This is a genomic window from Actinomadura flavalba DSM 45200 (genome assembly GCF_000374305.1).
GTDB classification, from domain to species: Bacteria; Actinomycetota; Actinomycetes; order Streptosporangiales; family Streptosporangiaceae; genus Spirillospora; species Spirillospora flavalba.
The window spans coordinates 144,000-156,522 of record NZ_KB894099.1; the positions used below are offsets into that span (position 1 = coordinate 144,000).

Genomic DNA, 12,523 nt, shown 5'->3' on the forward strand with positions numbered 1-12,523 from the left:
GACTCACATACCGCTGGTATGTCCACTACGCTAGTTCGCATACCGCCGGTACGTCAAGGAGGCCCATGGAGAGCGCAACGGCCCGCAGGATCGCCCAGCGCGAGCAGACCCGCCGCCTCCTGCTCGACCGCGGCCGCCGCCTGTTCGCCCGCTACGGCTACGCCGACGTCGGCGTCGGTGAGCTGGCCGCCACCGCCGACGTCACCAAGGGCGCGATCTACCACCACTTCACGGGCAAGGCGGCGGTCTTCCGCGCGATCCTCGAACAGGTCCAGGAGGAGGTCGGCGCCCGCGTCGCCGCCGCCGCCGACGCCCGCACCGACCCGTGGGACCGCTTCACCGCGGGCTGCCACGCCTTCCTGGAGGCGGGCGCCGACCCGGCCGTCCGCCGCATCATGCTCATCGACGGCCCCGCCGTCCTCGGCTGGGACGAGTGGCGCCGGATGGACGAGGCGGCGTCCGGCCGTCACCTCGTCGAGGCGCTGGAGGAACTGGTCGCGGCGGGCACCATCGCGCCGCAGCCCGTCGCACCGCTGGCGCGGCTGATCTCGGGGGCGCTCAACGAGGCCGCGCTGTGGCTCGCGCAGGAGGGCGACGCCGCCGACGTCGGCGCCACCACGGCCGCGCTCGACCGGCTGCTGGGCGGGCTCAGGTGAGCCCGTAGACGGCCCCGGCGACCAGCACCACCGTCCCCGCGCCCGCCAGCACGACGAGCAGCAGGTCCGTCCGCGCCAGGCGTCCGCGCAGCTTCGGGGAGTAGACGACGACGCCGGTGTCGCGGTTCGGGTCACTCGGCGGGCGGCGCCGCCGCCGTCCGACCAGCCGCCACAGCGCGTCGCCCTTCACGCTCTGGTGCTCGACGCGGCACGCGAAGAGCCGCCCCCGGACGGGTTCGCGGCACGCGTAGCCCTGCCGGGTCAGCACCCGGCAGATCGTCGGAACCAAGAGGAACTCGTACAGGCACCACAGCAGCAGCGCCAGCAGCGCGAGCCGCCAGGACGCCCGCCACGCGGCCGCGCCCGCCAGGGCCGCGAACAGCGCCCACCAGACGAGCGCCGACTCCCGGCGGCGCCGTCGGCGGCGGCCCGCCGCACCGCGCCGGACGACCGACGGCCCCTCGTTCCCCAGGTTCGCGACCATCGGTCAGGACCCAACCTCTCCCGGGCGGCGGACGAAGAAATCCTTCCCCGCCGATTTTGCCCGGGTCGGCCCCGTTTTACCCCCGGTTTGCGGGCTGCCGCCGCAACGCGATCTGCGCGTTCGCGCCAGTGTCCGGTGACACGATCACCTCCTGGGACGCCGCCACGCCCCCGGCCAGCAGCTCCGCGTCCACCGGGACGTTCCGCTTCACCAGCGCCAGCGCGATCGGCCCCAGCTCGTGATGCCGCGCCGCCGACCCCACGACGCCCACCGCGCGCCCCCCGGGAATCTCCACCGGGTCGCCCGGCGCGGGCAGCCGGTCGACGCTGCCGTCCAGGTGCAGGAACGTCAGCCGCCGGGGCGGGCGGCCCAGGTTGTGCACGCGCGCGACCGTCTCCTGGCCCCGGTAGCAGCCCTTGTTCAGGTGCACCGCGTCCTCGATCCACCCCATCTCGTGCGGGATCGCGCGGGCGTCGGTGTCGAGGTTCAGACGCGGGACGTGCGCGGCGACGCGCAGCGCCTCGTACGCCCACATGCCCGCCGGGCGCAGCTCGGCGGCGAGGGCGGGCAGGTCGGCGCGCGGGATGATCGACGTGGTGAGACCGGCGACGTCGGGAAACGTCAGCTCACCGCGCGGCGGGCCGGTCACGACGGCGTACGCGTCGGACACGTCGGCCACCTCGACGCGCAGCATGAACCGCATCCGGTCGAGGAACGCCGCCAGCGCCGGGGCGGTGCCCGTCTCGACGTGCGCCCACACGGTCGCGCCGTCGTCCAGCAGGTGCAGGTGGTGCTCGATGCGGCCGTTGGCGTCCAGCAGCAGCGCCTGCGTCGGCGTGTGCGGGGCCAGCGCGGTGAGGTGCTGGCTGAGGAGGCTGTGCAGCCACGACAGGCGGTCCGGCCCCGTCACCGTGACCACGCCCCGGTTGCTCCGGTCGACGAACGCGGTGCCCGCCTCCAGCGCGCGCTGCTCCTGCGCCGGTTCGCCGTAGTGGAGGGCGATGTCCTGGTCGGGCGCGTCGGCCGCGACGGCCCCTTGCGTCTGCAACAGCGGGCTGCTCATGCCCCCAGGCTATGCGCCGGGACGGCACTCCCGGCACTCCCCGTACACCGTGAGGTGGTGCACGTCGGTGACGAACCCGAACCGGGCGGCCAGCTCGTCGGCGAGCCCGGTCGCGGCGGCCGGATCGGCGTCCTGCGCGGACCCGCAGCGGCGGCAGACGAGATGGATGTGCTCGGCGTCGGACGCCAGGTGGTAGTTCGGCGGCCCGTGTCCGAGATGGGCGTGCTTGACCAGGCCGAGTTCTTCGAGCAGTTCGAGCGTCCGGTAGACGGTCGAGATGTTCACGCCCTTGGCCGTGCGCTGCACCTCGGTGCAGATCTCCTCCGGCGTCGCGTGCTCCAGGTTCGTGACCGCCTCCAGCACGAGCTGCCGCTGCGGCGTGACCCGGTATCCCTTGGCCCGCAGCTCCTCCTGCCACGTCTCGGTCATGCGGGCAGTGTACGTCCCGGAGAAAACGTTTGCCTCGCACCGCACGCGTCGCATACGTTGCGGTCACGCAGGAAAGGAGGTGGTCCTAAGTATGAGTGACAGTAGGACTCTGTGCGAGGTGGCTGTCCGCTAGTCGCCGTGCGCCAAGGGAACTGCCTCCGCTTGACGTGCTAGCCGTCGGAGGGGGCGTCCGGTCGTGACGCGACCGGCGAATCCAAGGCAGACACCGGTCCCCGGACGTGATGGGCGAGTCCTCCCATCGTCCCGCCCACGCGGGAACGTCCGGGGACTTCTCATTCCCCGGAGGCGACCGGGGTCACGTGGCGCAGTTGCGCCGACAGGTGCACCTGGAGGGGCTGGCCCATCGCGGCCATCTCGTACACCCAGCCGAGGTCGCGCACCCCGTTCTTCTCCGGCAGCAGCCCGTACATCCGCGTGCCCGCCGTGACCTCCTTGGCCGACTCCGTCCGGGCGACGACGTCGGTCTGGAGGTCGATGCGGTGGAACGCGACGCGGCCGACGTAGATCTCCACGATGCCGGTCGGGTGGGCGAGCGTCACTTCCAGCTCGTTGTCCGGCCGGGCCCGCCAGTAACCCGTCTCAGTGCCGAGCGGACGGCCGATCGAGCCGTCCTCCTCCAGCAGCCAGGTGCGGCTCTGGTAGATCAGGAACGGCTTCCCGTTGTGGGAGAACGTGACCTCCTGCCCGAACTGGAACGCCTCGATCGTCGGGTAGTCGCCGACGCCGGCGCCCTCCCACGTACCGAGCAGGAATTCCAGCGGTTTCAGGTCGGGGTGCAGTTCGGGCTCCATGTCCACCGAGCGTAGCGCCTACCCCAGCCGCGACAGCCGGACGACGAGCAGCGCCGCGCCGACGACGACCGCCGCGCACGCCAGGACCAAGAGGATCGCGTTCACCATGCCCACGTCCCGCACCCTAGTCCCCGGCCCTCCCGGACGCGGCGGGGCGCGGCGTAGAGTGCTCCGTCATGGCGAGAGCATTGGTGATCAAGGCGACGGCGGGCGAGGACGGCCCGGAGCGATGCAACCAGGCGTTCACGGTCGCGGCGGCGGCGGTGGCGAGCGGGGTGCCGGTGTCGCTGTGGCTGACGGGCGAGGCGTCCTGGTACGGCCTGCCGGGCCGCGCGGAACAGTTCGAGCTGCCCCACGCCAGCCCCCTGTCCGACCTGCTCGCCATCGTCCTCGACGGGGGGACGGTGACGGTGTGCACGCAGTGCGCCGCCCGCCGCGACATAGGCCCCGGCGATGTCCTGCCGGGCGTCCGCATCGCGGGCGCCCCGACGTTCGTGGAAGAGGCCACGGCCGACGGCGCGCAGGCCCTCGTCTACTGACGGCGAAGGCCCCGGAATCCCGGGGCCTCCACCGGTGTCAGGTCGCGGGGAGGACCGCGTTCAGGCGTTCCTCGCGCAGGCGGCCCGCCCAGGAGTAGTCCAGCGGCGGGATCTCGACGCCGAGGGCCCAGTAGAGCAGCAGGTCGGCCAGCGCCGGGTTGCGGACCAGTGCCGGGCCGTGCATGTAGGTGCCGAGGACGTGCCCGGCGTAGGCGCCCTCGAAGCCCTGGCCGTCGCCGTTGCCGACCCCGGCGACGACCTTGGCCAGCGGCTTGGCGTTCGGGCCGATGCTCGTGACGCCCTGGTGGTTCTCGAAGCCGGTGATGCGCGGGACGTTCAGCTCGGCCGCGACGTCGCCGACGACCTCGCCGACGGCGCGCCGCTCGCCGCGTCCGCTGCGGATGTCGAGCAGGCCGAGTCCGGGCAGCGGCTGTCCTTCCTCGCCGCCGAACTCGTGCCCGAGGATCTGGTAGCCCGCGCACACCGCGAAGACCGCCTTGCCCGCCTGGACGGCGGCGTGCAGCCCGCCGTCCTTGCGCAAGCGCTGCGCGGCGAGGATCTGCGGGCGGTCCTCGCCGCCGCCGAGCAGGTAGATGTCGCCGTCGTCGGGGACGTGCTCGTCCGAGCGGAGGTGGACGGTCCGCGTGGGGATGCCGCGCAGCGCCGCGCGCCGCTCCAGCATGATCGTGTTGCCCTGGTCACCGTAGGTGCTGAGCAGGTCCGGGTAGATCCAGACGATCTTGATGTGGTCAGACGACACGGCCGTACCTCGTTCGGATGTCCTGGAAGGCGGTGTAGTTGGCGATCACGTCGATGTTGCCGGGCGGCACCGCCATGACGGCCTGGTCGATGTCGTCCACGAGCGTGAACGGCACCTCGGCGGCCTCCAGCCGGGCGGCCAGGTCGATGCGGCGCTCTCCGGCGACCCACACGGGACGGCCGCGCAGGATGCGGAAGTCGACGTCCCACAGCCAGGAGGTGTCGCGGCCGTCGGGGCCCTGCGCGTTGATCGACAGCGCGACCGGGCCGGGCGCGGGCGCCAGGACGTCGAACGCCTCCAGCCAGCCCGCCGGGTTCTTCGACAGCAGCAGCCGGATCGCGCGGCCCTGGCTCTCGACGGTGGTGTAGCGCCCGGCGACGGAGGTGACCTCCGACAGCAGCGGCAGCGCCTGCTCGGGCGGGACGCCGAACTGCGCGACGACGGCCAGCGCGATGGCCGCGTTGGAGCGGTTGGCGCGGCCGGGCAGCCGGACGGTGTTGAGCGAGAACGCGCGGCCGTCCGGCGCGACGATCTCCTCGCCGCGCAGCACCCAGTCGGGCCGGGGACGGGAGAAATGGCACTGGCGGCAGCGCCAGTCGCTGTTCTCCTCGGTGTCCTGCCGGTCGAGAGGGCCGCCGCACTCGGGGCAGCACCAGGAGTCCTCGCGCCAGTGCTGGCCCGCCGCGACCCACGTGACGCTCTTGGCGGTGGACGCGCCCCAGGTGACGAGCGGGTCGTCGCAGTTGGCGATGACGTGGCTCTGCGGGGACGCCTCCAGGGCGCGCCGCCACTTGCCCGCCAGCAGCCAGATCTCGGCGGCACGGTCCATCTGGTCGCGGCTGAGGTTCATCAGCGCGACGACGTTGGCGCCGGTCTCGGCGAGCACCATCGGGACGTACTTCTCGTCGCACTCCAGCACGCCGTAGCGGGCGCCGCGCTGGGAGGCGAGCGCGGACACGTGCCCGGTGGGCATGTTCGCGCCGAAGGCGTTGGTGGCGACCTCGCCCAGCGGTGTCATCGCCGAGGTGATCAGCCGGGTCGTCGTCGTCTTGCCGTTGGTGGCGCTGACGAGGACGAGCTTGCGGTCCTTGGCCAGGCGGGTCAGCAGCTCGGGGTCGAGGCGGAGGCCGATCCGCCCTCCGATGACCGAGCCGTCGCCCTTGCCCGCGAGGCGGGACATCTTCGCGGCCGTTCGACCGAGGGCGACGGCGAGCTGCGACCGCAGCGGAAGATCGCTCATGGACTCCGTCTTCTCCGGATGTTTCGTGCGTCGGGCGCCTCAGATTCCCGCAGCCTAGCCGCTGGCGCGCGGACGGGTCGCGAGGTCGCGGCGCCGCGTCCGAGCAACTCGCCATGAATCGCGGGAAAATGCGACGAGCGTCACGCCCGACCGGGTAAACCACACATGTCGTTCTTGACCTGTATCGGTCGTTCGTGATTGCGTGCGAAGCTCCGATCGGCCAGGGGGCTCCGGCCGGCAGATTCCCATCGGGGCGCCCGCGAGCGGCTCCACCCAGTACTTTGTCGGGGTCCCTGCTGCTTCGCGGGGAGCACCGCGGCCGCCGCGCGACCGCGGGCGAACTCGGCGACCAAGGCGAGGTTCTGAACTGATGCTGTGTCCGACGTGCGGTACGAACACGCCCGGGACGCTCGGCACGTGTTCGACCTGCGGCACCCGGCTCACCGGCACCGCGGGACAGCCGCTCGGCGCACCGGTCGCCGAGGGGACGGTCCTCGTCCCGCCACCGCCCTCCTGGGCGTCCGCGCCCGCGCCGCCGCGCGACGCCGAGTCCACCGCCGCGTGGACGTTCGACCCCGACGCCGACCGGGACGAGGACGTCACCCGCAGGACCGGGCCCGCGCCGTCCGTCAACGGCACCTACGGGCTGCACGGCATGCCCGCCGCCGCGTCCGGGCCGCCCCCGCCGCCGCCCACCTGGGCCGAACCCGAGCCCGACCCGACCGAGTCGATCGTCCCCGAGGACTGGTACGCCAAGCCGCGCCGCCCCGCCGACGACGACCGCACCCGGCACGTCCCTCCCCCGGCGCCCGAGCAGCCCGCCTGGACGCCGCAGAACCCGCAGGACTGGGCGCCGCAGGGCCCGCCGCAGGGTCCGCCCGGCTGGTCGCCGCAGCCCTCCGACGTCACCCGCGCCGCGCCGCCGATGGGCGGCCCGATGGGTCCGCCGCCCGGCAACCCGTTCGACCCGCACTACGGGCCGAGCGAGCCGCTCGGCCCCGGCGCACCGGCGGCCCCGCGGCGCAAGGGGCCGCCCAAGGTGCTGATCGGCGGCGTGGCCGCGCTCGTCACGGTCGCGCTGGTCTCGGTCGTCATCGCCCTCCGCCCGGACGGCAAGGAGCGCAACGCCGCGCCGCAGGCGCAGCCGAGCACGTCGCAGCCGAGCCGGCCCGTCGCGGAGAAGAACCCGATCCCGGCCGCGACGCGGCAGCAGGCCGCCCAGATCAACGCGCTCCTCAACACCAGCGGCGACGCGCGGCGCAACCTCACGCTCGGCCTCAACGCGAGCAACGCGTGCAAGACGCTGCCGCGCGCCATCGACCGCTACCAGAAGGTCGCGCAGCGGCGCAGCGCCCAGTTCGACCGCACCCGCACCCTCAAGGTGGACAAGCTGCCCAACGGGGAGCGGATGCGCTCGTACCTGGAGCAGTCCTACAAGGCGTCCCTGGAGGTCGACCAGGCGCTGCTGGCGTGGGCGCAGAAGAACCGCAAGTGCAAGGGCAAGCCGCGTCCGGCCGCCGGGCAGGCGCCCGGCCGGGCCGCCGCCGAGCAGCGCGCCACGGTGTCCAAGAAGCGGTTCGTGACGCTGTGGAACCCCGTCGCCCGCAAGACCGGGCATCCGCCCCGGCCCTGGAACGCCCTGTGACCGCCTGAGTCACGAGCGTGTTGCGGCCGGTCGATCGACCGGCCGCGGGAGTGCCCGCCGCGTTATGTTGACGGCGGACGGAGGACCGGAGGTGGCGATGCGGTGCCCGGCGTGCGGCAGGGAGACGACTCCGGCGCTGTCGCGGTGTACGCACTGCGGCGCGCCGCTCGACGACGCCACCAGCCACGATCCCCCGGCGTGGGGCGCGGACGGCGCGATGACCGCGCGTGACCCGGGGTCCGGGCCGCGTCCGTGGGAGCCCGTGGCGCCGCCGTGGGGCGCCGCGCCCGGTTCCGTCCCGGTTCCGGACGCGCCGCCCGAGACGCCCGGCGAGCGGACCATGTCGCTGTCGCAGGAACCGTGGAACGACCCGCCGATCTGGCAGCCGCCGCCTCCGCCCGCCCGGCGCGGTCCCCCGTACCTGCTGATCGCGGCGGGCGTCGCGTTCCTCACCGTCGTCGCGCTGCTGATCGTGTTCTGGCCCGCCGGGGACCGCTCCGCGCCGAGCCCGGGCGCGGCGTCCGCGCCCGCCACGTCACCGGGCGAATCGGGCGAACCCGAGCCGTCGACGGAGGAGAGCCCCGGCGGGGACGCCGCGCAGGCCCGCGCCGTCGACGCCCTGCTCACCGAGATGGCCACGACCCGCGCCGACCTGGGCGGAGTAGTGCAGCGCGGCTGCCTTCCCGGCGAACTGCGCGACATCCGCTCGGCCCGTCAGGAACAGCTCGGCCGGGCCCAGTCCCTGGAGGTCTCCGGCCTGCCCGAGGGCACGGCGCTCCGCGAGGCGCTCACCAGCGCGCTCCAGGCGTCCGTCGACTCCAACGACCGCTACCTCACCTACGCGCCCGGCTGCCCCTCCGACGGCGACTCCGTCATCGCGTCCGCCAACGACCGCGCCAGCGCGGCCAAGCGCACCTTCCTCGGCCTGTGGAACCCCATCGCGCAGGAACAGGGGCTCACGACGCGGTCGGAGGCGACGATCTAGTCCGCCGCGGGCGGCTCGAACGGCCGGACGAGCAGGTCGGGCCAGCTCAGCACGGGTTCGAGCCAGGCGGTGACGTTCATCGTCGCGGCGACCTCGGCGATCTGCTCGTCCTCGGGGACGCCGATCGTCACCAGGGACAGGTCCGCGAAGTAGGCGGCGTTGTCGTCCTCGCCGGACAGCGCCGTGATCGCCGGAGGACGGTTGCGGGCGACCTCCATCGACAGCGGATGGCGGCGCAGGGCGCGCAGCCGGTGGCCGAGCCGGGCGTCGGGCGCCTGGCGCAGGCCCGGGAGCTGGTAGTCCAGCGGCGGCGCGGGCGCGTCGGGATCGGGGTCGCCCGCACCGTAGGGGAAGATGCGGCCGAACTCGTGCAGCCAGCGGAGCTGCGGGATCACCCAGTGCGCGCCGGGCGGCGCCGCCGCGTCCGCGTCGCCCTTCCCGGCCAGCAGCCGTTCCGCCGTTCCCGCCACGGCCAGCGTCAGGTCCGACGGCGGGTACTGCGTCCGCAGCGCCCGCGACCGGCGCGTCACCGCGCGCTCCACCAGCGTCGCCAGCGTGCACTCGCGCAGCCGCACCGGCAGCCGCGACCACGCCCGGAACAGCTCCGCCGGGACGCCCGGCAGCGGCCGGTTCACCACGTGCGCCAGCACCAGCGTCTCCGTCCACAGCCGCAGCCACGCCCAGTCGGCGTGCCCGGCCAGCAGGTCCGCCTCGCGCAGCTCGTACAGCGTGCAGGCACGGCCGTTGCGGCACTCGCAGCCGCACGCCGCCGACCGGCGGCCGTCCACCGGCGGCGGTGGACCCGCCAGCTCCTGTTCGCGGCCCTCCCCCAGCGGGACGCGGACGCGCAGCGGGCGGTCCATCCCGTCCGCGAACACCGCCGCGACGCCCGGCCGCAGCGACACGACCTCGCGGGACTGGTCCTCGTCCAGGTTCATCGCCGAGCCCACCTGGTGCCGGTCGTCGTGCGCGGGCAGCCGGTGCACGACCTTCAGCGCCGTGTTCTTGATGACGTCCGGGACGAGCTTGGTCGGGATCTGCTCGGCCACGATGATGCCCTCGCCATACGCCCGGATCTCCGCAAGCATCCCCGCGAACAGCTCGACGGCGTGCGAACTGGTGCGCTCGGGGCGGTTCCGGAGCAACCGGTGCGCCTCCTCGATGACGATCACGTGCCGCAGCGCCGCGTCCCGGACCCCGCCGCGCTGCCGCATCCGCAGGTGCTCCACGATGCGGATGATCAGCGTGCCCATGAGGAACGCCTTGTCCTCGTCGTTGGCGACGTCCTCGATCGCCAGCACGATGTTCTCGCGCAGCATCCCGCCGATGTCGGCCGGATGGCCGCCCTCGAAGAACCGGCCCGCCGACCCGATCCGCAGGCTGCGCAGCCGGACGTCCACGAAGCCCTGCACGTCGGCCATCAGCTCGCGGCCGTAGCCGACGTCCCTGATGACCTGGAGCGCCGCGTCCTGGAGCTGTTCCAGCGTCGGCACCGTCGGCTCGATCAGCGACCCCGGCACGCCGCCGCCCGTCACCACGTCCCAGCCGTTCGTCTCGTACACGCGCTGCAACGCCTGCGCCATGATCTGCGGGAACGGCTCCTCGGCGTCGAACGCCGCCTGGAACAGCGCCCGCACCATGTCGATGTGCGCCTGCACCGGATAGCCCGGCTCGGGGGCCAGCGGGTTCACCGACAGCGGCACCGCCACCGGGTCCGACGGGTTCACCACCGTCACCTGGCCGCCCAGGTCGCGGATACGGCCTGCCATCGCCGCGTACTCCGACTTGGCCGGCTCGATCGCCAGCCACGGCACGCCCGCGCGGGTGAGCTGCTCCAGCAGGTGCCGGACCGTCTGCGACTTGCCCGCACCCGTCGCACCCGTCACGAACACGTGCCGGTTGATCGTCGAGCGCGGCACGGTGAAGTCGCCGACGCGGCGGTCCTGGTCGTCCAGGATGGCGCCGAGGTCGATACGGGGCTCGCCCGGGGACGCGTCGTCGGCCGTCTCGGACGTGACGTCGAAGTGACCCACGTCCAGCACGCGGACGCCCGGCACCTCCCGGCGCGGCAGGCCCGCCAGCGCCGCCAGGGCGCCCGCCGTCGCGGTGAACGGGTGGCGCTGCTCGTCGCCGCCCGGCCGCAGCGGCGCCGGGCCCGGACGCAGCATCTCCGCGAACGTGCCCAGATCGTGCCCCGACCGCAGCCGGTACGGGTGATGGCCCAGCTCCAGCGAGCCGACGAGCACCGGCGCGATCTGCCGCAGCTCCTCCTCGCCGCGCGCGCCCGCCAGCACCCGCACCTCCCACAGGCCCGCCTCGCGGTAGGCGTCCAGCTCGGCGAGGCGCTGGTCGGCGCGGGCGACGGCGAGCCGGGCGCGCTCGTCCTCGCCGCGCCGCAGCATGTGCAGGTCGTGGTGCAGTTCGCGCATCTCGGTGTCCAGGACGCGTTCGTCGCACGGCTCCGCGACGACGAACCAGCCGAACGGGCGCTCCATCAGCGTCGCCAGCGTCGACTCGAACAGGCCCGCGCCCGCCTGCGGCGCGTTCGGCGACGTCGGCGCCAGCCGTCCCGGGCAGCGCGTCCACACCATGCGCTGCGCCTGCTGGAGCCAGCCGTCGTCGACCGGGGCGCCGCGCGCCCCGGACGGGAACAGCAGCGCCTGGCCCGCCTCGCCCACCGGGCCCGCGTTGGTGATCAGCTCCAGCGGGGCGCCGCCGCCCGCGCTGAGCCAGCCGACGACGAACGGCTCCAGCCGCCGGGCGGCCGACAGCGCGGCGGGCAGCACGCTGACGAAGTCGCCGTCCGCCGACGCCGGGCGGTCGGGGGCGGGGACGGCCTGGATGCGGTACCAGGGGCCGGGCAGCACCGCCCGGGCCTGGCGCGGGACGCTCGGGCGCACGCCCGGGGGCGGAGGGTCGGACGGGAGGTGGCCCGGCGGCTGCGTCATCCCAGCATCCTTCACGCCCACGGCGGGGTCGCGCCACCGGGGCGGCCCGGGCCCGACGGCCGCCGATCCTTGACGTGATCTTGGCCGGGTGACCGGCGCGGCGTGGGACGGTCACGGAAAGTGATCTCGTGACCGCCTTCGTCCGGGCGGTGGGCCGAGGTGAGGCGGCGCCATGCGGGGCCGTCTCCGCCGCGGGTCGCCGTTCCCGGCGTCCGGTGGCCGCTTCCTGACGTGCTCTTTCCTGTCCATACCTAACCGCGAGGACACAGATGGCTGGCGTAGTTCCGGCGCTTTCCTCACCCGAGCGACAGTGTGTCACTCATGGGAATCGGAAAGTTACTTTGTGTGACTCGCTACGCTCCGTGAAAGGATGCTCATGATTCGACCGCGCACCCGTATCCCCGGCCGCCGCACGGTCACCGTCGTCGCGGCGGCCGTGGCCGTGTCCGGCCTCGTCGCCGCGCCCGCTCCCGCCTCCGCCGACGTCTGCGACGCGACCAGTTGCATCGCCTTCGGCGACGGCGACGCACTGGTGATCGACGCCGGCGACTGCGTCATCGGGACGCACGCCTCCGGCGGCGCCCGCACGAACCGCGCCCGCGACTGCATCCACAGCGAGGGCGGCCTCGTGCGCGGCGGCGGCGCCCAGCTCGTCACCCGGCAGGGCAGCGACGGCCGCTACAAGTCGATCTGCTCCACGACCACGTCCGACGGCGAGACCGCCAAGTCGACCGTCACCTACTCCGCCACCGGCGGCACCAGCATCCGCAACGGCAAGTGCGAACTCAACACCAACACGACCACCACGAACGCCTCACCCGAGGACATCCGCAACGCCCTCACCGTCGTCCGGGGCATCTTCGGCCGCTGACACGACCCCGCTTCCGCGGCCCCACCCGCACGGGGCCGCGTAGCGGCGTGCCCACAGAAAGGTAGATCTTTATCTCCCCGCCGTCACCCAA

Annotated in this window: 12 protein-coding genes; 5 read left to right on the forward strand and 7 right to left on the reverse strand. The window is 73.8% G+C overall.

The genetic code is table 11. From position 1 onward, the window contains the following. The first annotated feature begins 65 nt into the window (after positions 1-65). A complete protein-coding gene (locus C229_RS0123200; protein ID WP_018657508.1) occupies positions 66-656 on the forward strand; it encodes a TetR/AcrR family transcriptional regulator in 591 nt (196 codons plus the stop codon). Here C229_RS0123200 and C229_RS0123205 read toward each other — a convergent pair. From C229_RS0123205 to C229_RS0123220, 4 genes are all read right to left on the reverse strand, one after another. After that, positions 649-1,140: a hypothetical protein gene (locus C229_RS0123205; protein WP_018657509.1), complete on the reverse strand. Its 492-nt coding sequence runs from the start codon at positions 1,138-1,140 to the stop codon at positions 649-651. The genes C229_RS0123200 and C229_RS0123205 overlap by 8 nt on opposite strands. Positions 1,141-1,216: 76 nt before the next feature. Beyond that, positions 1,217-2,203 (reverse strand): CAF17-like 4Fe-4S cluster assembly/insertion protein YgfZ, encoded by a 987-nt coding sequence (gene ygfZ / locus C229_RS0123210; protein WP_018657510.1) that lies wholly within the window; start codon positions 2,201-2,203, stop codon positions 1,217-1,219. A 9-nt stretch (positions 2,204-2,212) separates the two neighbouring features. Beyond that, on the reverse strand, positions 2,213-2,632 hold the full coding sequence (locus C229_RS0123215; RefSeq protein WP_018657511.1) for a Fur family transcriptional regulator: 420 nt from the start codon (positions 2,630-2,632) through the stop codon (positions 2,213-2,215). Between the two features lie 293 nt (positions 2,633-2,925). After that, positions 2,926-3,444: a heme-binding beta-barrel domain-containing protein gene (locus C229_RS0123220; protein ID WP_033424696.1), complete on the reverse strand. Its 519-nt coding sequence runs from the start codon at positions 3,442-3,444 to the stop codon at positions 2,926-2,928. 176 nt (positions 3,445-3,620) lie between these two features. On the opposite strand from C229_RS0123220, the gene C229_RS0123230 reads away from it, so the two are divergent. Continuing rightward, a complete protein-coding gene (locus C229_RS0123230) occupies positions 3,621-3,983 on the forward strand; it encodes a DsrE family protein (RefSeq protein WP_026314082.1) in 363 nt (120 codons plus the stop codon). Positions 3,984-4,020: 37 nt separating this feature from the next. Here the strand turns inward: C229_RS0123230 and C229_RS0123235 are convergent, their stop codons facing one another. Both C229_RS0123235 and C229_RS0123240 read right to left on the reverse strand, forming a co-directional pair. Further along, on the reverse strand, positions 4,021-4,743 hold the full coding sequence (locus tag C229_RS0123235) for a type 1 glutamine amidotransferase (RefSeq protein ID WP_018657515.1): 723 nt from the start codon (positions 4,741-4,743) through the stop codon (positions 4,021-4,023). After that, on the reverse strand, positions 4,733-5,983 hold the full coding sequence (locus tag C229_RS0123240) for a Mur ligase family protein (RefSeq protein ID WP_018657516.1): 1,251 nt from the start codon (positions 5,981-5,983) through the stop codon (positions 4,733-4,735). Before C229_RS0123240 ends, C229_RS0123235 begins: the two co-directional genes overlap by 11 nt. A 370-nt stretch (positions 5,984-6,353) precedes the next feature. On the opposite strand from C229_RS0123240, the gene C229_RS0123245 reads away from it, so the two are divergent. Further along, positions 6,354-7,628, forward strand: a complete 1,275-nt coding sequence (locus C229_RS0123245; RefSeq protein ID WP_026314083.1) for a hypothetical protein — start codon at positions 6,354-6,356, stop codon at positions 7,626-7,628. A gap of 91 nt (positions 7,629-7,719) precedes the next feature. Continuing rightward, on the forward strand, positions 7,720-8,613 hold the full coding sequence (locus tag C229_RS0123250) for a hypothetical protein (protein WP_026314084.1): 894 nt from the start codon (positions 7,720-7,722) through the stop codon (positions 8,611-8,613). Here C229_RS0123250 and C229_RS0123255 read toward each other — a convergent pair. Next, on the reverse strand, positions 8,610-11,561 hold the full coding sequence (locus C229_RS0123255) for an ATP-binding protein (protein ID WP_018657517.1): 2,952 nt from the start codon (positions 11,559-11,561) through the stop codon (positions 8,610-8,612). The genes C229_RS0123250 and C229_RS0123255 overlap by 4 nt on opposite strands. Before the next feature lie 376 nt (positions 11,562-11,937). On the opposite strand from C229_RS0123255, the gene C229_RS0123260 reads away from it, so the two are divergent. Continuing rightward, positions 11,938-12,432 carry a hypothetical protein gene (locus C229_RS0123260; protein WP_018657518.1) on the forward strand — a complete coding sequence of 165 codons (495 nt, stop codon included), beginning with the start codon at positions 11,938-11,940 and terminating at the stop codon, positions 12,430-12,432. Positions 12,433-12,523 lie beyond the last annotated feature (91 nt).